16 protein-coding genes are annotated in these 18,572 nt (G+C 40.5%); 8 read left to right on the top strand and 8 right to left on the bottom strand.

Features of this window, described 5'->3' with window-relative positions; genetic code table 11:
- Positions 1 to 34: 34 nt before the first annotated feature.
- The 3 genes from K1X61_06900 to K1X61_06890 all read right to left on the bottom strand — a co-directional run bounded on the left by K1X61_06900 (position 35) and on the right by K1X61_06890 (position 4,815).
- Complete coding sequence (locus K1X61_06900) at positions 35 to 1,900, bottom strand: ABC-F family ATP-binding cassette domain-containing protein (protein ID MBX7108356.1); 1,866 nt, start codon at positions 1,898 to 1,900, stop codon at positions 35 to 37.
- 182 nt (positions 1,901 to 2,082) lie between these two features.
- Entirely contained in the window at positions 2,083 to 3,417 is a 1,335-nt protein-coding gene (locus K1X61_06895; protein ID MBX7108355.1) for an insulinase family protein, read from the bottom strand.
- 27 nt (positions 3,418 to 3,444) lie between these two features.
- Positions 3,445 to 4,815 carry an insulinase family protein gene (locus K1X61_06890; GenBank protein ID MBX7108354.1) on the bottom strand — a complete coding sequence of 457 codons (1,371 nt, stop codon included), beginning with the start codon at positions 4,813 to 4,815 and terminating at the stop codon, positions 3,445 to 3,447.
- A gap of 285 nt (positions 4,816 to 5,100) precedes the next feature.
- On the opposite strand from K1X61_06890, the gene K1X61_06885 reads away from it, so the two are divergent.
- From K1X61_06885 to K1X61_06855, 7 genes are all read left to right on the top strand, one after another.
- Positions 5,101 to 6,399, top strand: coding sequence for a glycosyltransferase (locus K1X61_06885; protein MBX7108353.1), 1,299 nt, complete (start codon positions 5,101 to 5,103; stop codon positions 6,397 to 6,399).
- A gap of 39 nt (positions 6,400 to 6,438) precedes the next feature.
- Complete coding sequence (locus tag K1X61_06880) at positions 6,439 to 7,434, top strand: glycosyltransferase (protein MBX7108352.1); 996 nt, start codon at positions 6,439 to 6,441, stop codon at positions 7,432 to 7,434.
- Between the two features lie 39 nt (positions 7,435 to 7,473).
- Entirely contained in the window at positions 7,474 to 8,307 is an 834-nt protein-coding gene (locus K1X61_06875; GenBank protein MBX7108351.1) for a class I SAM-dependent methyltransferase, read from the top strand.
- Between the two features lie 15 nt (positions 8,308 to 8,322).
- On the top strand, positions 8,323 to 9,072 hold the full coding sequence (locus K1X61_06870) for a class I SAM-dependent methyltransferase (GenBank protein ID MBX7108350.1): 750 nt from the start codon (positions 8,323 to 8,325) through the stop codon (positions 9,070 to 9,072).
- 67 nt (positions 9,073 to 9,139) lie between these two features.
- On the top strand, positions 9,140 to 9,952 hold the full coding sequence (kdsA, locus tag K1X61_06865) for a 3-deoxy-8-phosphooctulonate synthase (GenBank protein ID MBX7108349.1): 813 nt from the start codon (positions 9,140 to 9,142) through the stop codon (positions 9,950 to 9,952).
- Between the two features lie 108 nt (positions 9,953 to 10,060).
- A complete protein-coding gene (locus K1X61_06860; GenBank protein MBX7108348.1) occupies positions 10,061 to 10,261 on the top strand; it encodes a hypothetical protein in 201 nt (66 codons plus the stop codon).
- A 47-nt stretch (positions 10,262 to 10,308) separates the two neighbouring features.
- Positions 10,309 to 11,238, top strand: a complete 930-nt coding sequence (locus K1X61_06855; protein MBX7108347.1) for a DoxX family membrane protein — start codon at positions 10,309 to 10,311, stop codon at positions 11,236 to 11,238.
- Here the strand turns inward: K1X61_06855 and K1X61_06850 are convergent.
- From K1X61_06850 to lepA, 4 genes are all read right to left on the bottom strand, one after another.
- Positions 11,235 to 13,151: an OmpA family protein gene (locus K1X61_06850; GenBank protein MBX7108346.1), complete on the bottom strand. Its 1,917-nt coding sequence runs from the start codon at positions 13,149 to 13,151 to the stop codon at positions 11,235 to 11,237. The genes K1X61_06855 and K1X61_06850 overlap by 4 nt on opposite strands.
- Positions 13,152 to 13,192: 41 nt before the next feature.
- A complete protein-coding gene (locus tag K1X61_06845; GenBank protein ID MBX7108345.1) occupies positions 13,193 to 13,774 on the bottom strand; it encodes a 7-carboxy-7-deazaguanine synthase QueE in 582 nt (193 codons plus the stop codon).
- 133 nt (positions 13,775 to 13,907) lie between these two features.
- The gene (gene folD, locus K1X61_06840; protein ID MBX7108344.1) at positions 13,908 to 14,786 is read right to left on the bottom strand and encodes a bifunctional methylenetetrahydrofolate dehydrogenase/methenyltetrahydrofolate cyclohydrolase FolD; all 879 of its coding nucleotides are present in this window, start codon (positions 14,784 to 14,786) and stop codon (positions 13,908 to 13,910) included.
- 74 nt (positions 14,787 to 14,860) lie between these two features.
- Positions 14,861 to 16,651, bottom strand: a complete 1,791-nt coding sequence (lepA, locus tag K1X61_06835) for a translation elongation factor 4 (GenBank protein ID MBX7108343.1) — start codon at positions 16,649 to 16,651, stop codon at positions 14,861 to 14,863.
- 232 nt (positions 16,652 to 16,883) lie between these two features.
- Here lepA and K1X61_06830 point away from each other — a divergent pair, with 232 nt between their 5' ends.
- The gene (locus K1X61_06830; protein ID MBX7108342.1) at positions 16,884 to 18,008 is read left to right on the top strand and encodes an AI-2E family transporter; all 1,125 of its coding nucleotides are present in this window, start codon (positions 16,884 to 16,886) and stop codon (positions 18,006 to 18,008) included.
- A gap of 10 nt (positions 18,009 to 18,018) precedes the next feature.
- On the opposite strand, the gene K1X61_06825 is transcribed toward K1X61_06830, so the two are convergent.
- Complete coding sequence (locus K1X61_06825) at positions 18,019 to 18,561, bottom strand: hypothetical protein (GenBank protein ID MBX7108341.1); 543 nt, start codon at positions 18,559 to 18,561, stop codon at positions 18,019 to 18,021.
- Positions 18,562 to 18,572 lie beyond the last annotated feature (11 nt).

The following is an 18,572-nucleotide window of genomic DNA, read 5'->3' as shown; positions in this document are numbered from 1 at the left end:
AGGTATAAACTGTTTTCATGGTAATGTCAGTGAATCAGCCAATTTCTGAAAGCTCAAGCCATCGCATACTTTTTTTATCAATGGATTGCAGTACCTCCGTCATTTCGAGCGATAATTTCTGAAGATCAGTAAAGGAAAGGTTTGTCACCTGCATCGCTGAGGTCAGTTCATTTTTTCGCTTTTCCAGTTCAGCGATTTCCTTTTCCAACGATTCAAACTCACGTTGTTCTTTATAGCTGAGTTTGATTTTTGCTTTTCCGGGGCTTTTTGTTTCAGATGTTACAGGCTTTTCAGGTTTCATTTCTTTCTCACTTTCCTTCTGCTCATCTTTCCATAACAGATACTCCGAATAAGTTCCCGGAAAATCAATTACTACACCATTGCCTTCAAACACGAGCAGGTGATCGGTGATCTTTTTCATAAAATGCCGGTCATGCGAAACTACCACAAGGCAACCAGGGTATTCTTCCAGGAAATCTTCAAGCACATTTTGAGTGATGATGTCGAGGTCGTTAGTTGGCTCATCAAGGATGAGGAAATTGGGATTCTTCATGAGCACGGTAAGGAGGTAAAGCCGGCGCTTTTCACCACCACTCAGTTTCGATACATAATCGTATTGCTTGTTACGGTCGAATAGAAAACGTTCCAGCAATTGTGCGGCAGACAAAGTCTTACCCTTTTCAAGTGTTATATAATCTGCTATTTCACGCACCACTTCAATCACTCTTTGATCATCTCTGATCTTCATCCCTTTTTGGGTATAATATCCAAACTGGACGGTTTCGCCGATAACGATTTTTCCGCTGTCCGGTTTCTCCTGCCCTGTAATGAGGTTAAGAAATGTTGTTTTGCCGATGCCGTTTCTTCCGGCTATACCAAGCCTTTCCCTGGGCCTGAACTTGTAGCTGAAGTCGGATAGAATGTTAAGCTGTTCAAATTTTTTATGTACATGGTGAAACTCCGCGATCTTGCCGCCAAGTCGTGTTATCTTAATTTCAGCCTTTACTTCCTTCTCCCGTAAATCCCTGGAAGCTTCCTCTTTTATTTCATAAAAGGCATCAATCCTTGATTTGGCTTTGACGGTGCGTGCTTTAGGCTGGCGGCGCATCCATTCAAGCTCTTTGCGCAAGAGGTTTCTTGCTTTATCAACGGTAAGCGCATCGTTTGCTTTCCGTTCTGCTTTTCTCTCGACATAATATTCGTAGTTGCCGTTGTAATTATAAATTCTGCCATCATCGAGTTCGATTACTTCATTGCATACGTTATCAAGAAAATCACGGTCATGCGTTACGATAAGAATTGTATCATAGTTTTTCTTTAGAAATTCTTCCAGCCACTCAATCATATCAAGGTCGAGGTGATTAGTGGGCTCATCGAGGATCAGAAATTCCGGTTCATGCAGCAGCACGCTTGCAAGGCCAACACGTTTTTTCTGTCCTCCGCTTAACGTGCCGATTTTCCGGCTGACTTCGCCCACACTTAATTTGCCGAGTATCTGTTGTGCTTTTGATTCAAAGTCCCATGCCTGCAACAGGTCCATTTGTTCCATGGCCGCCTGCATCTTACTGGCATCTGCATTTTCCAGTATACACTGTTCATATTCCCTGACAGCTTTCACAACAGGATTGTCGGCATCAAAAATTGTTTCGATGATGGATTTGTTATCGTCGAGTAATGCCTCCTGTTCCAGGAAACCAACCTGGAGGTTTTTACGAAGCAACACTGATCCGGCATCCGGCGGCTCGAGCCCTGCAATGATATGCAGGAGTGAAGTTTTGCCATAACCGTTTTTGGCGACCAGCGCAATGCGCTGTCCTTTGTTGATGCTGATGGTAATGTCGCTGAACAGCTCTTTCTCGCCAAATGATTTGGCGATGTTTTCAGCGTATAGATAATTCATGGAGCCGGTAAAGATAACCTGTAAGTTGATAAGTGCAGCTTACGGTTGACTGTGGAGCCGGATATTCAGTTCCTTTATACTGGTAAGGAGGAAATGAATATCCGGTTATTTGGTTAAATGCCTGATACCTGATATGAGGCACCTAAAGCTGAAAGATGCAATACGCCAGTAAGTTTAGGGAATCAATAAGGTTTATTTTTATATACCTCTGTCTGTTTAAAATCTTCCGATACAATCTCTGATTTCTTCCCGAGGTAAGTCCATATTATGGCATTGGTATTCTGATCCATCACACGATTGAGATCCTTGAGCGTGGTACTGTTAACGCGTTCCACGAATTCGTCATACATTTTCCAGTTACCGCGAACAGTCCACAGTCCAAGTGCCTGCGACTGTGCATCCGATGTTTCCAGGCCCATGAGGTAACGGGTAAGGAAGCCTTCTTTTTTATTCTCCAACTCTTCGGCTTTAAATCCGTCACGCTTGATATCATTCAGCAGATCAACCATCACGAGGATGGATTTCTTGGGAGAGTCGGTGGAGATATATATCTGGCTGTACGGGCTGGTGATTGCATTGGAGTTAATGAATGCGGCAGGAGCATACGACAGACTGCGTTTGGTTCTTAACTCCACAAAAAAGCGGTCATACATGATAGCCATTGCCATCATCATCGGGATTCCGTCGGGGCTGGCTAAGGGAGCTGAAGACATAATGCCACACAGGTAATTGGTGGCTATATTGCGGTCTACAATATTCTCGGCGCCTTTTGTTATGACGAATCGTGGCTCAGATTTGGCACTGGTGCCTCCCGGTAGTTTTGAGAGTGTTGCTTTCACTTTGGCTATGATATCTGCTTCCGGCAGGTTTCCCACAACAACCAGGAAACAACGTGCTTTGCCGATCGTGCTTTTATAGTATGCTTTAGTACTTTCGGCAGTCAGCTTACTGAGCGATTCGGATGTTCCATCCGGGTCTTTTTCATAGTTTTTGCCTTTGAAAGCAAATCCGTCTGCGAGGCGCTGGAGAGCCGCATCCGGATCTTCTTCCTGCTGCTTGGCATTGCTGACCATCTGATCTTTAATGAGATCAAATTCATTTTGATTAAATGAAGGATTCAGGATAGCATCGGCAAACAGATCCCATGATTTATCCCAGAAAGGTTTGATGCATGTCATACTCATTTGGCTGTAGTCGAGGGATGCGGTATAGCCAAAGTTGGTGCCTATTTTTTCCGCTTCGGTTTTGAATACATTTTTGCTTTTTGAAAGTGTCCCACAGTTTAATGCAGCATTTAATGCAGCCGATTCGATGCCTTGCTTCTCCAACGTGTAATTAGCAGTTCCTCCCTGAATAAAAAGGCGGGCACTGATGACATCCTTGGAGGTAGGCTTGATGATGACACGCAAGCCATCGACATTTATTTCTTTGATTCCGCTGCTGGCCCAGGCAGTAAAAGTGGTCATAAGCAGGCCGATAACGAAAGCAATATTGATTTTTGAGAAAATTTTATTCATGATTTCAGAATTTTGTAGCGGAGTGGATTATTGAAACAATTGATCGTAAGAAGTGATGCCGAGCATTTTTTGCATCGCGCTTGACATCAGAATACCTGAAACTTTCGGTTTGTTTTTGATGTACTTGCGTACATAGTCCTGGATATCCTGGCGTGTTACTTTCTTCAGATTGTCAGTGTAAGTTGTGTAGTAGTCGATATTTGCAGAACCCCACCAGAAAGTTACCGTGTGAACATATGCGGATGTCTTCTCCTTCTCATAAGTTTGGCTGATGATAAGCTGATTAATTGCCGTTTGCAACTGTTCATCGGTAAAGTAATTGTCGCTGTCCCACAGGTTTATTTGTTCTTCCACCTTTTTCATGCACTCTTTCAGATGCTGTGGATTAGGAACAAAAAATAATTGTATCGGGCCGGTGTATTTGCAGGTTTGATAGCCGAACTGAACCTGGTAGGCTAATCCGCTGTCAACCAGTTCCTGCTGAAATTTGGAAGATGATTGCGAGAGGATAAATGAAAATACATCTGCAGAATAGGTGGCTTTAACATCATTGCGTGTATCAGGCCCATGCCAGCCCTGAATCACGAAAGGCACCCTTGAATTCTCATTAATAGTGATAAAGGACTTATTTTGTTTGATCGGCTCGAACACAGGGATCGGCCATTTCTCGAATGGATCGAATCCGGAAGACTGCCAGTCACCAAACAGATTGTTTACCTTTGTAAATATCACATCATGCTTTACGTCACCGGCGATCACCAGTATTGAATTATTAGGCCAGTAATATTTTGACTGTATTGTCCGCATCTTTTCAGGAGTCGCCGTCAGAATCACATCATGTATACCGATTGGATTTTTGCGTACGTATAATTTCCCCCACATTGCTTTGTTGTAATCCTGAAAAAGCAGGAAGGCGGGATTAGATTCAGCTCTTTGAAATTCACCGTCAACCACCGGATTTTCATTTTTCATTTCCTGTTCAAGAAACAAAGGGTAGCGGATCGCGCTGTTCATAAATTTGAGACCTTCATCAAGATTGCCCACGGGCAGCGTGAAAAAGTAGTTAACCCGTTCTTCTGAAGTTGTTCCATTGAAAGAAATACCCAGTTCCTGAACCCTTTTAAGATAAGCTTCCTGCGAAGGGATGTCCTTATTTGCTTTAAAAAACATATGCTCATACAAGTGGGAGAGCCCGTTAAAAGCTGAATCCTCCGTATATGAACCGTTGTGCACTGCAATTTCTATAGTAGCCAGTGGCACACTGTTGTCTTCTATAACCAGCACCTGTAACCCATTGCTGAGACGCTGCAGGTAGAAATTGGAGGGGAGATGTTCCTGAGCAGCGGCCATGGTTGTCCACGATATCAGCAGCAGGAATAGGTAGATTAATTTCTTCATAATTGAAATGGAGGTTGAAATGAATTGCAAAAGTAGCAACAATATTATTCCGCTGAAGAAGATTGGTCGAAAGAATTGAATTATTGGTCGAATGCTGAAGCATGCCATGGTTTTTTGTTTTGAACTGGCATTAATGCGCATGTTGCATCAGGTTAAGATGGATAAAGTTGACTGAGAAAAAAATGCTCAATTCGCTTAGATATGATAATGAGATCAGCAGTTTTTTGATTGCCTCGCTGCGGTTAAAAATGAAATGATTGTTTGTTACCTTTGATAAATTTTCTTTTGAAAAAGGTATTGATAATAACATATTACTGGCCTCCGAGTGGTGGCGCAGGTGTTCAGCGATGGTTGAAGATGTCGAAATACCTTCCGGAATTGGGGTGGGATCCTGTCATTTATACCGCCCTTAATGCTGAATATCCGGTTATAGACAAGTCTTTGGAAAAAGATGTGCTGCCTGGCATAAAAGTGATTCGCCGGCCGATATGGGAACCCTATAGCTGGTATAAAAGATTTACCGGGCAGAAACAGGAAGAAAAAGTGTATTCGGGTTTTTTAACCGAGGAGCAGCCCAAGTCATTAACACAAGAATTGAGCATCTGGATTCGTGGTAACTTCTTCATACCGGATGCAAGGTGCTTTTGGATTAAGCCATCGGTTAAATTTCTCTTGCATGAACTTAGCAAGAATCCCGTTGATGCCATTATCTCTACCGGCACGCCGCACAGCACGCACCTGATTGCTATGGCACTGAAGGAGAAACTGAATATTCCATGGCTTGCTGATTTTCGGGATCCATGGACTAACATTGATTTTTACGATCAGCTGAAATTAACCAGATGGGCTGATGCAAAGCATCATCGATTGGAAAAGGAAGTGCTGACAAAGGCAGATGCAGTAACCACCGTGAGTTGGCATTGGGCTGAGGAATTGGGAAAGATAGGGAACCGGAAGGTGGAAGTAATTACGAATGGTTTTGATGAAGATGATTATCAGGGGGCTGCTGTTGAAGTGGATAAGAAGTTTTCCATCAGTCATATTGGACTCTTAAGTGCCGACAGGACGATGACAGCATTTTGGAAGGCGCTTCAGCAATTGTGTGATGAAAATCCGGCCTTTAAGGAAGACCTGGTTATAAGGTTGGTTGGGAAGGTTGATTTTGAGGTATTCAGCGAAATGGAGCGCTTTGGTTTGATGCCGCATCTTGAGTATCTCAGATATGTGCCGCATGAAGAAGCAATAAAGTTGCAGCGGAAGTCGGCCGTCCTGTTATTGGTATTGAATAATGTCCCTAATGTATTGGGCCACATTCCGGGAAAACTTTTTGAATATCTTGCAGCAGGCAGGCCGATCTTAGGCATAGGAAATGATGATGGCGATGCGGCAAAGATTGTAGGAGAAACAGGAAGGGGTGTGTTTTGTGGGTTTTCAGATACAGAGCAATTGAAAGCCGAGATTCTAGTTTTATACAATTTTAAAATGACAATGCCCAAAGGATTTGATACGCTTAGCTTAACTCAATATTCAAGAAAACAATTGGCATTTAAAATAATAAAATATATTGAAGAAAACAATTCTTAATATACTTAAAAATGCGATTACATTAATCAGATTCAATGTATGATCAGTATTCTTATTGTAACATACGGTAATAGATGGACAATGTTGAAAACGGTCATATTAAGCTTGATAGATCTCGATCCTTTGGTGCAAATAGTTATTGTTGACAATGGAACAAATTATGATTTAGAAAAATTAATAAGTAATATAAGTATTAAAAATAAAATAAATATTCTAAGGTTAGAAAAGAATATGGGATCTGCATACGGATTTAAGTTTGGATTAGAGTATATTATGTATAATAAAAATACAGAATTTGTTTGGATGCTTGACGATGACAACAAACCTGTTGACAATTGTTTAGATCATATTTTACATTATTGGTATGCTATTAAATCAATTAGCAAAAACGAGATGCATGCGATACTACCTTTAAGAATCAATAGAAAATATTTGGTGAATGTATCAAACGGGGATCCGATTGAATTTAATTTTCCTTCAAAGAATGCTTTTCTAGGATTCAACTTAATTAGATTACCAGCTTATTTTAAGTACAAAATTTCCAAAGCATTTAAAAAGAAAAGCTTACTAAATGCACGTGATGTGGAAATCCCTTTTGCGCCATATGGAGGTTTATTTCTGCACAAAAATTTGATTAATTTGATTGGGCTTCCAGACATTAAATATTTTCTTTATGCTGATGATTTTGAGTATACTAACAGGATAACAAATTCCGGAGGTAGGATTTTTCTTTTGCATCGTTGTAAAATTGTAGATCTCGACTCTGTTTGGTATCGTAATAGAAGATCCACAATTTTGGGTTCAAGATATCTATTGCAGGACAAATTTCGAAGATATTATACAGTAAGAAATAATGTATATTTTGCACATAACTTTTTGTGTTCTTCTAAAATGTTATTTATTTTTAACATGTTTTTGTTTCTGTTCATTATGTTGTTAACCTCAATATTGTTTTTAAAAATAAATACATATAAAGTTTTCTTAAGAGCTGTGAGAGATGGAATGGTGGGTAATTTTCAAAATGACATTGAATAGAATGAAGAGTATATATGGAAGATAATTTTTAAATTCATTATGAGCATATATAAGATTGAAAAGACATCTGAAAGAATGATTCCTGAAAGAGCTAAAGGATTTAGTGAGGAGTTGATGTTAATTAGGCATCTCTTTGTATATGAGCATGTCAAAAATGCCTTAGGGAAGGATTATATGATACTAGACTTGGGATGCGGAGTGGGTTATGGAACCTTTTTATTAGCAAAGAAGGTTAAAAAAATTCTGGGTATTGACATTAGCAGAGAAGCTGTGAGTTATGCGAATCTTAAGTATAGTAGTGCGAATTGTGAGTTTAGAAGTTATGATGGAGTGCATATTGATTGTAAAGATGAGAGTTTTGATGCTATTGTCTCATTTCAGGTTATAGAACATGTTGAAAATGATTATCAATTCATAAGTGAAGTTCATAGAATACTTAAGCCAGGAGGAGCTTTTTATTTGACTACTCCTAATAAATCAATTCGCTTATATCCCAAGCAAAAACCTTGGAATAGATATCATTTACGAGAATATTATTCGCATGAATTGAAAGAATTATTAAAAAGCTCATTTACCAATGTAGCTATTAAGGGAATCTCAGCTTCATTAGAAATAATGGAATACGAATATATGCGTATTCATAAGATCCAGAAAGATTTGAATAGTTGCATGAATTTCATGCCGACTAAACTAAAAAGTATACTAAGCAAAAGTATAAGAGTTTTGGGATTAAAAGACAATATGGGTGATAAATTTTTAGAAAAAAGAGATTTGTTATCAATAGATAATTTTTATCTAATTGATGAAGATTTACATAGAAGTTTAGATTTATACGCAGAGTGCTACAAATCAAAGAATACTGGAGGTATTTAAAAAGGGAAATTTATTATGGGGATAAATAAATTAAAAAAAATATATTATCGGATGTTAGCAGACTCAGTAAAGTATGGTAGCATTTATTTGCCTGCCAGGCATTTGAGATATTGTGGTACAGATTTTTATAATGACGATCATTTTTTTAATAGCGCAATATACGAAGCAAGAAGGTTGATTACTAGAATGGGTGTAACAAACAATTCAAAAGTATTGGATGTCGGCTGTGGCGTTGGAAGATTAGCGATTGGATTATTACATGAACTTCCTAGCATAAAGCAATATTATGGAATAGATGTGAGTCAAAAATCGATCAATTGGTGTAATAAATATTTGCAAACTGCTTCTTTGAATTTTATGTTTATCAAGGTGGATATGCATAATGAATTATATAATATAAATGGATTAGATATGAAAGATGGAATAGTATTACCATTTAGTAATGGTGAGATTGATGTAGTATATTTATATTCTGTATTCTCGCATATGAGATCAGGAGATATTATGAATTATTTACGAGAATTTAAACGTATAATTGCTTCGACTGGCAAAATATTCTTTACTGCATTTGTGGAGGAGAATGTCGAAGATGAACTTGAGAATCCAGAAAATTACATTATGACCTGGAAGATGCCTCTCCATTGCGTTCGTTATGATAGAAGATACTTTGATGAGTTAATTAAGCAAGCTGGTTATAAAATTGATGTTTTTGAATATTCAGTTGAGACAGATGGCCAGTCTGGTTTTTTCATATCATTGAAATAGATTTGTTTAGATTGAAAGGTTTATGTTGTAGCTTGTATTTAATGTTAATTGTATTATTGTTTAATGGATGAAACGGAAATTTAATGGGTTTAATGAGCTTATTCATTCAAACTTCTTCCTCATCGCCGGGCCATGCGTCGTGGAAAGTGAGTCAGTTGTTATGGAAACAGCTGAGCAGTTAGTTCGCATTACTGATCGGCTTGAAATTCCCCTTATTTTTAAGGCATCTTTTAAGAAAGCCAACCGTTCAAAACTTGATTCATTTACAGGAATAGGTGATAAAACCGCATTGAAAATTCTTCAGCATGCCGGTAATGCTTTTAATGTTCCGGTTATTACGGATATCCATGAATCAAGCGATGCAGCTTTGGCGGCAGAATATGTGGATGTGCTGCAAATACCGGCATTTCTTTGTCGTCAAACAGATCTGATCGTTGCAGCTGCCAGAACCGGAAAATTTGTCAATATAAAAAAAGGTCAGTTCCTGGCGCCTGATCAAATGTCTTTTGCTATTCAAAAAATGGTGGAGAGCGGAAATTCAAAAATTATTTTAACGGAAAGAGGTGTATCATTCGGTTACCAGGATTTGATCGTTGACTATCGCAGTATTCCGATCATGCAGCAATTTGGTTACCCTGTTGTGCTTGATTGTACGCATTCATTGCAAAAACCGAATCAGGCATCAGGAGTGACCGGTGGTAATCCTCAGATGATTGAAACAATTGCAAAGGCAGGAATAGCCACAGGCGTCGATGGACTGTTTATTGAAACACATCCAAACCCATCTGTCGCCAAATCTGATGGCGCGAACATGCTTCCGCTTAAGGAGATGGAAAATTTACTTGAAAAGCTGGTGCGCATCAGAAAGGCAATAGTATAGGCTGCATCCGCAGTCAAATGAATCAGCTGAAACTGTAAGCAAAATTTGGAAATCATATATAAAAGCATAATCTTGCTTCTTTCATTCCTTAACTTAAAAACCCTTAGCATGAAGAAACTCTTATTGATTGCATCATTTGCCGTTATTGGATTAACCAGTTGCAAGAAGGATTACAATTGTACCTGTAATATTCTTGGACAAACAACTGTAATTCCATTTGAGAATACATCGAAAGATGATGCACAAACCGCATGTGATGCTGAAAATGCTGCGGCACAATTGGTTGGTGGAACCTGCACGTTAGATTAACTCATTCACCCAACTTAATAAAGGGCATTCATCGATGCCCTTTTTTTATGAAAATTCTTGGTTATTTCCCGCAAGGGCTGCGTGCCGCGATTGGTTTGATCCTGCTTTGCTCAGGAATTCTTAAGCTGTTTCCTATTGAGCCATTCGAGTTGAATTTCATTGATATGGGAATCGCAAACTGGTATACGGCTCCATTTATTGCCAGGCTACTTGTAGCATTAGAGCTCTTTCTCGGCCTGCTTTTAATATTTGGATTCTATTTGAAGAGGTTTACACTGAACGCGACATTAATTACTTTGATTTTTTTTACTGCTTATTTGATGCTGCAATTACTGCTGGAGGGTAACAATGGAAATTGCGGGTGCTTTGGCACTTATCTTCAGATGACACCACTGGAATCAATTATTAAGAATGGTATCCTCATTTCAGGTGTGTTGTTTTTGAAGTACTTTCATCCTGATCCTGTTGTGCAGCCATGGAAATGGCTGTTACCTGTTTTGTTGACGCTATCTCTCGTGCTGCCGTTTATCCTGAATCCGGTTGACTTGCTGGCTGCTGAATCGCGATTACCGCAGCAAGTTAATTTCCCTTTAGATGCCAGCGTAATGAAGGGTGATGCTTTAGCGGAAGGTGACAGCCTTCAACCCGGTGAAGGAAAGCATATCATAGCTTTTTTCAGCATGACATGCGTGCACTGTAAATCTGCAGCATTTAAGTTGCATGTCATGAAAAAGCGACATCCTGAAATTCCATTTTTTATGGTTTTGAACGGAAAGCAGAAAAATCTTAATCAATTTTTTGAAGAGACGAAGTCAGGAAATATTCCCTATATGATATTGTTAGGAGAGCCATTTGCTAAAATCACCGGTGGTAATGTGCCAACTATTTATTGGGTGGAGAATGGATTTGTTACCAGAAAGAGCCTTTACATCAGTCTCGAAGAACAGGAGATTCTTAACTGGTTACAAACTCCTTAATAGCCGGTGACGGTAAATTCAGTGCGCCGGTTTTCACTCCTGCCCGATTCTGTTTCATTGCCTCGCACCGGTTTGGTTTCCCCATATCCCTTATAGGAGAGCCGGGTTGCAGCTATTCCACTGCTGATTAGATATTCATAGACTGTTCTGGCCCTGTTTTCTGATAATGACTGATTATATGCTGCGGACCCGTTATTGTCAGTATGTCCGCTTATCTGAATTTTCAGCGTTGGATTTTGTTTCATCAGATCATTGAGTTTGCTTAACTCAACTTTTGATTCTTCCTTCAAAACATAAGAATCACTCTCAAAAAAAATATTTTTCAGCACAACAGTACCACCCTTCTGTATAGGCTGTAATGGCACATTGAACCGGAACGGCTCTTCGCTGATATAATCCTTTAGCGGCAAGTTCTCCGAAAAGAATAAATAACCTTTAGCTGAAACGTTCAGTGCATAATTCGCTCCCGTGGGGACACTCACCAGGTAATTGCCTGTTTGGGAATCAGATGTTGCCTCGCCGGTGATTTCGCCGCTCTTGAGTTCTATTAGCTGAAGATCAGCGGCGACCGCTGACCCGGTTTCTGAATCGGTTACATTACCTGTTAAGTATGTAACGGGGTTGGGACGTGCCGCATTATAAAGATTGAAAAAATACAGATCCATATCACGTCCGGTCTTAAAACGATCTGAAGCGAAATAAGCGTGCTTTCCATCTAAAGAAACAATAAAACTGTTTTCAGCATTTTTGGTATTAATCGGATAGCCGAGGTTTACAGGCATACCCCAGCGACCATCATCATTTTTTCGTGAAAAAAAAATATCATCTTTTCCCATCCCGGGATGCCCGGATGAGGAGAAGTAAAGTGTTTTCCCGTCAGGGTGGATAAAAGGTGTCTTTTCATCGAAGGATGTATTTACGGAATCACCTGCGTTCTGTGGCACAGACCATCGTCCATTCTTATCTTTTACTGAATACCAGATATCACTACCGCCTTTTCCTCCCTGCCGTGTGCTGACGAAATACAATGTTTTTCCATCTGCCGCAATGCTGGGTTGCGTTTCCCACGCATTGCTGCAGACCGGAGCACCAACATTTTCAGGTACGCTCCATTCATCACCACGCTTTTGTGTGAAATAGATATCACAACTCCCATAGCCATTTGGCTTATCACAAACAACAAAATAAATGATGTTTCCATCCGGTGTGATGGATTGTGCACCTTCATTATATGCTGTATTAATTTCCGTCAGGGGAGTGGCATGACTCCATTGTTCGCTGACCATATGACTCTCAAAAAAATCTTCATTGGAGCTTCTGCCATTGCCTGGCCTCCGGGTAAATATGATTGTCTTTTCATCACCTGTTAGTGAAGGCAGATATTCCGGTGCATCAGTATTAATCGCATCGCCCAAAGTTTCCGGATTAAAAGGAACCGGGTGTGCTATTGCAACAACTGCAAATTCAGCATTGGCGATATATTGTTTTGCAAGCAATTCACGGCTTTTAGAGATGTCGGTGAAGGTGAGATATTGCTTACTGGCACTTATACATTCTTCATAGTTGTCGAGGTTCCAGTTACTCTCAGCCAGGAAGAAGTAGCATTTTGATGAATAGTTGATATCAAGGGCAGTCACCCTTTCCAATGTCGTCTTTGCCTGTTGGTAATTTCCTTCTTCCTTGTATAATTCACCTAACAGCAGCCATCCATCAATAAAATTTTCATCGGTTTTTGTGAGGAGGTCGAGTTGCTGAATGGCGCCGGCATAGTTTTCCGACATAATCATCTTTTGTGCGTCATCATATGCATGTAACGTTTTCTTTGATGCATTCTTAACGGTCGTATACTGCTGTGCATTGGTTGCTTCCGATATTATGAAAAATGATATGAATAAATAAATCAGATTTTTCATGAGAGGAAAATTAGCGAAGCGATTATTGGTTAAGCATGCAATTAAGGAATATTGAGGTACTTGTGGATTTGAAGTGAAATATTCCACTTAGGATTTTCTTTCACATATTCCGTGATTAGCGGCAACATGGTTTTTTCTTTGCTCCATTCGGGTTGCAGGAAAAGCATGCATTTGTCTGTTACCTTATCGCTGAAAGATTCCGCCCACTTAAAATCCGACTGATTGTATACTATTACTTTAAGCTCATCAGCCAATGTCATTATTTCCGGTACGGGTGCCTTGAATTTCTTGGGAGAGACACAAATCCAGTCCCATGACCCTGTGACTGGATAAGCCCCGGAAGTCTCCAGGTGTGTCTTTTTATTGAATGAATGCAGTGATCTTGTCAGGTTTGTGAGATCATGCATTAATGGCTCACCACCTGTTATTACACATATATCAGACGGGTATTGACTGCAGTCCGAAGCTATTTTTTCAACACTTATCAAATTGTGATTGGCAGCATCCCATGATTCCTTAACATCACACCAAAAACAACCTACATCACATCCGGCCAGCCTTATGAAACCGGCAGCTTTGCCCTGATGATATCCTTCTCCCTGAATGGTATAAAATTGCTCCATAACAGGAAGTGATTCAATAATAGTAACTATGCTTGGAGGATTCATGCTATATGGTGTGTAAACTGAGTAGGCAGCTCTTCAAAATTTTCAGCTTTGATAAGGCTTTGCCTGGGTCAATTTGAGTGGTATCAGTTCAGTTATTTTTTGATTGTACGGCATGCAGTGTATTCATCAATAATGCCGCTATGGTAAGTGGACCAACTCCACCTGGTACAGGCGTAATGAAGCTGCATTTAGGTGCTACAGTGTCAAAATCAACATCGCCTTTCAACCGGAAGCCGGATTTTCTTGAGCTGTCCTCCACACGATTTATCCCGACATCTATCACAACCGCACCTTCTTTCACCCAATCTGCTTTAATGAAATCAGGACGGCCGATTGCGGCGATCAACAGGTCGGCTTGCCGGCAGATTTCCGGCAGGTTTAATGTTTTGCTGTGTGCAAGGGTAACCGTACAGTTCCCCGGATTGGTATTACGTGAAAGCAAAATACTCACCGGTGTGCCAACAATATTACTTCTTCCGACAACGACACAGTTCTTACCCCTGGTCTCAATTTTAAATCGCTCCAGTAAAAGCAGAATGCCATAAGGAGTTGCCGGCAAATGCGCAGGAAGTCCTTTTACCATCCTGCCAATGTTGACTGGATGAAAACCATCTACATCTTTCAACGGTGAGATTGAATCCGTAATTTTTTCTTCATTCACATGTTCAGGAAGCGGTAGCTGAACAAGGATGCCATCCACATCATCATCATTGTTTAAAGTTTGCACTGCGCTGATCAATTCGCTTTCAGCAACATTGCTGTTAAATCGTACAAGCGTGGATTTAAAGCCAACGATTTTACATGCCTTTATTTTTGAATTGACGTAAGTCTGGCTTGCCGGGTTATCACCAACCAAAACTGCGGCGAGGTGTGGAGTTTTTTTGCCCTCTTTTTTGAATTGCTCTACTGCTGCGGCAATTTCTTCCTGGAGCTGTATGCTAAGTTGCTTTCCGTCTAATATCTGCATGTGTTCTTCAATTTGATAGAACTTTCAGCCAGAGAAAAAATATGAAAAGGCGCCTTTTTCAGTTTCTCTGATGATTAATCTTCCAGCTTCAGTACAGCCAGGAATGCAGATTGCGGTACTTCTACATTTCCAATCTGCCGCATGCGCTTTTTACCTTTTTTCTGCTTTTCCAGCAGCTTCCTTTTCCGGCTGATATCACCGCCATAACATTTTGCAATTACATCTTTTCGCAGCGCTGAAATGGTTTCCCGTGCAATAATTTTCTGGCCAATGGCAGCCTGTATAGCGATCACAAATTGCTGCCGTGGTAACAGTTCTTTTAATTTTTCACAAATTCTTCGTCCGAAATCGTATGCACGGTCTTTATGTATTAATGCAGATAAGGCATCCACATTTTCGCTGTTCAGTTTAATGTCCAGTTTCACAAGATCGCCGGGACGGTAACCAATAGGATGATAATCGAATGAGGCGTATCCTTTTGAGATTGATTTAAGCTTGTCATAGAAATCAAATACGATTTCGGCGAGTGGCATTTCAAATGATACTTCCACGCGCGTAGGAGTGAGGTAAGCCTGATTCTTGAGAATGCCTCTTTTGCCTATGCACAGTGACAGGATTGCGCCGAGGTATTCCGGCTTAGTAATCACCTGAGCCTTGATATATGGTTCTTCAACACGTTCCAGCTTTGTTGGTTCATCAAGATCGCTGGGGTTATTGACGATTTTCATCTTTCCATCCGTTGTATAAGAATGATAGGAAACATTGGGGACGGTCGTAATGACCGGCATATCAAATTCACGATCAAGCCGCTCCTGGATTATTTCAAGATGCAACATGCCAAGAAAACCACACCGGAATCCAAAGCCCAGTGCAGCAGATGATTCTGGTTCAAAAGTCAGCGAAGCATCATTCAGCCGCAGTTTTTCCATAGAATCCCGTAGCTCTTCATAGTCGTCAGTGTCTACCGGATAGACACCGGCAAAAACCATTGGTTTCACCTCTTCGAAACCATGAATAGAGTCTGCACACGGTTTGTTACGCAGTGTAAGCGTATCACCAACTTTTACTTCACTGGCATCTTTGATGCCGGTAATGATGTAACCAACATCGCCGGTGCTGATCACTTCACGTGGTGATCGTTCTAACAGCAGCACACCGATTTCTTCCGCTTCATATTCACTTCCCGTATTAAAAAATTTAACCTTGTCATTTTTTCTTAACTCGCCATTGAAGATCCTGAAGTAAACTATTACACCGCGATAGGAATTAAAAACCGAGTCAAAGACGAGTGCCTGCAGTGGTGCATCGGGGTTGCCTTTAGGAGCTGGAATTCTCTTCACAATGTTTTCAAGCACTTCATCGATTCCAAGGCCGGTTTTACCACTTGCCAGCAGAATATCTTCTCGTTTGCAGCCTACCAAATCAATTATCTGATCGCATGTTTCTTCGATCATGGCACCGGCCATGTCAATTTTATTAACTATTGGAATGATTTCAAGATTACTTTCAATAGCGAGGTAAAGATTGGAAATTGTTTGTGCCTGAATACCCTGAGATGCATCCACTAATAACAACGCTCCTTCGCAGGAAGCAATAGCTCTTGATACTTCGTAGCTGAAATCGACATGGCCAGGGGTATCGATTAGGTTTAAGACAAATTTTTCACCATTCAGCTCATACAACATCTGAATCGCATGGCTCTTGATGGTAATACCCTTTTCCCGCTCGAGATCCATGTCGTCCAACACCTGGTTCATCATCTGACGTTCTGTTATTGTCTTCGTCTTTTCCAGCAGCCGGTCCGCCATAGTGCTCTTACCATGGTCTATATGCGCTATTATGCAGAAATTCCTGATATTTTTCACGGTCGCAAAGATAGCTTTTGAATTCGGGATGGGGAAAGAAGAGTTATTCAGAGATGTTAAGAATTAGTAAAATGCATGATCTGCAAAATGAGGAAGACAGCGCAGACGATTGTTTTTGATGCATTGTTTTCACCACAATTTCTGACGGTGGATATCAAATATCGGATATGAAGCGGTGTACCAATAAGCCATTTTTTGTGAAATAATTAATAATAATCTATTTTGTATGACTATGAACACATCCGGAATCCCGCGTATTGCATTGTATGTTTTCATTCTGTTATTCTTTGTACTCTCATTTATTATCCTTCAAGCATTAAGTTTCTACCTCGTACCGGTAACTTTTGCGGCATTTCTCTCCATGCTGATGTTGCCATTTAACCGTTTACTGGAGCGTTACCGTACACCAAGGATCCTGGCAATCATCGCCTCGCTGTTAATCATTCTGTTGATCATCTCTGGTATCATCATGGTGATTTCAACGCAGATCATAAGTTTTACGCAGGATCTGCCTGTCATAGAATCACAGCTAAGAATAAAATTTGACCAATTCCAGGAATTCATTCAGAGAATGACGGGGTTTACCGTTGAGAACCAGGTTAGTTTCATTGACAAGGAAACAGCGCTTATCCTGTCCAATGCTGATCGTTGGGCAACCGGAATCCTGATATCAACCGGAGGAACCCTTGCTGCTTTCGGAGTGATGATTCTCCATTTTATTTTGTTTCTTCTATACAGGCAACGAATAAAGGGATTCCTGCTGATGCTCATCAAAGAAGGGCATCATGAAAAGGCAAGCACTATGATAGAGAAAATCACAAAGATTACAGGCCAGTATCTCACAGGGGTATTGATCGTAATGGGTGTGATGTCGGTACTCAATTCAGCCGGGTTGCTGCTATTTGGCATTCAGAATGCGATCTTTTTTGGCGTGCTGGCTGCGGTATTAAATATCATACCTTATATCGGTGTATGGATAGGTGCCGGACTTCCTATTCTGCTGGCCCTGATCACTAAAGACAGCCTGTTCTATCCTATGGGTGTATTGGGATTGTTCATCTTTAACCAATTTGTTGATAATAATTTCCTGACGCCACGCATCACCGGTTCACAGGTAAAAATAAATGCATTAGCTACCATAGGCGTAATATTAATTGGTAACATGGTGTGGGGTGTTGCCGGTATGATTTTATTTATTCCGTTGCTTGGGATTGCCAAGATAGTCTTTGACAGTGTTGATCAGCTGAAACCATTTGCCTACCTGATCGGTGAGGAAGAAACCTCTTCGCGCAGGCCGAAAAAGAAGGCGCAGAAGGAAGACTTGGCTGTGAATAATGAGAAAGTAACATCAACCTGAAGCAGGCTGCTCAATCCTGCTTTCCTTTTTCACCAGCAAACTGGTGTTCTTTGTACTTGAATAATACATTGAAGGTAGTGAGCGTACCATAAATTCTGGTGATATACTGTTGAAGATTAACCTTTTCTTCATCCGAAAGTTTAGCATGACTATTTATGTTTTGCTCCAAGACGCGTAGTCGGTCACGAAGCATAACAATCTTATGAAAGAATGCATCAATAGGCACTTCTTTTGACTGTAACTTGCTGTCCGCGGGCTTTAATATCAATGTTCCACCGGTCCATCGCTCACCCAGTGGTACGATTTCCTGGGCGTCGCTCCATTTTCTTAATATTCCTAATAATGATTTTTCGACTTCCGAAAGCGTTTCAATTTCCGATGAAATTTCAACCGCCTCAATTATTTCCAGCTGTGCATCAAACTGATCAATTTCATGCAGGCCAGCTTCCATGAAGGTGATAAGATAGGTGGTGAGGCGCACGCCGGTAATCACGCCTAAACCAAACCTTGCATGTTGTATCCTTGATCCTATGCCAATTGATTTTTCTGACATCGTATAAATAA

Source organism: Chitinophagales bacterium (genome assembly GCA_019694975.1).
In the GTDB taxonomy this organism is placed as follows: domain Bacteria; phylum Bacteroidota; class Bacteroidia; order Chitinophagales; family UBA10324; genus JACCZZ01.
This window is presented reverse-complemented; position numbering and strand designations above follow the sequence as displayed.

What these genes read in the sequence shown, in the direction of transcription:
- K1X61_06850 (MBX7108346.1), bottom strand. Translation starts at nt 13,151, where the DNA reads ATGAAAAATCTGATTTATTTATTCATATCATTTTTCATAATATCGGAA.
- folD (MBX7108344.1), bottom strand. Translation starts at nt 14,786, where the DNA reads ATGCAGATATTAGACGGAAAGCAACTTAGCATACAGCTCCAGGAAGAA.
- K1X61_06895 (MBX7108355.1), bottom strand. Translation starts at nt 3,417, where the DNA reads ATGAATAAAATTTTCTCAAAAATCAATATTGCTTTCGTTATCGGCCTG.
- K1X61_06825 (MBX7108341.1), bottom strand. Translation starts at nt 18,561, where the DNA reads ATGTCAGAAAAATCAATTGGCATAGGATCAAGGATACAACATGCAAGG.
- K1X61_06870 (MBX7108350.1), top strand. Translation starts at nt 8,323, where the DNA reads ATGGGGATAAATAAATTAAAAAAAATATATTATCGGATGTTAGCAGAC.
- K1X61_06875 (MBX7108351.1), top strand. Translation starts at nt 7,474, where the DNA reads ATGAGCATATATAAGATTGAAAAGACATCTGAAAGAATGATTCCTGAA.
- K1X61_06855 (MBX7108347.1), top strand. Translation starts at nt 10,309, where the DNA reads ATGAAAATTCTTGGTTATTTCCCGCAAGGGCTGCGTGCCGCGATTGGT.
- kdsA (MBX7108349.1), top strand. Translation starts at nt 9,140, where the DNA reads ATGAAACGGAAATTTAATGGGTTTAATGAGCTTATTCATTCAAACTTC.
- K1X61_06845 (MBX7108345.1), bottom strand. Translation starts at nt 13,774, where the DNA reads ATGGAGCAATTTTATACCATTCAGGGAGAAGGATATCATCAGGGCAAA.
- K1X61_06830 (MBX7108342.1), top strand. Translation starts at nt 16,884, where the DNA reads ATGAACACATCCGGAATCCCGCGTATTGCATTGTATGTTTTCATTCTG.
- K1X61_06890 (MBX7108354.1), bottom strand. Translation starts at nt 4,815, where the DNA reads ATGAAGAAATTAATCTACCTATTCCTGCTGCTGATATCGTGGACAACC.
- K1X61_06880 (MBX7108352.1), top strand. Translation starts at nt 6,439, where the DNA reads ATGATCAGTATTCTTATTGTAACATACGGTAATAGATGGACAATGTTG.
- K1X61_06860 (MBX7108348.1), top strand. Translation starts at nt 10,061, where the DNA reads ATGAAGAAACTCTTATTGATTGCATCATTTGCCGTTATTGGATTAACC.
- K1X61_06900 (MBX7108356.1), bottom strand. Translation starts at nt 1,900, where the DNA reads ATGAATTATCTATACGCTGAAAACATCGCCAAATCATTTGGCGAGAAA.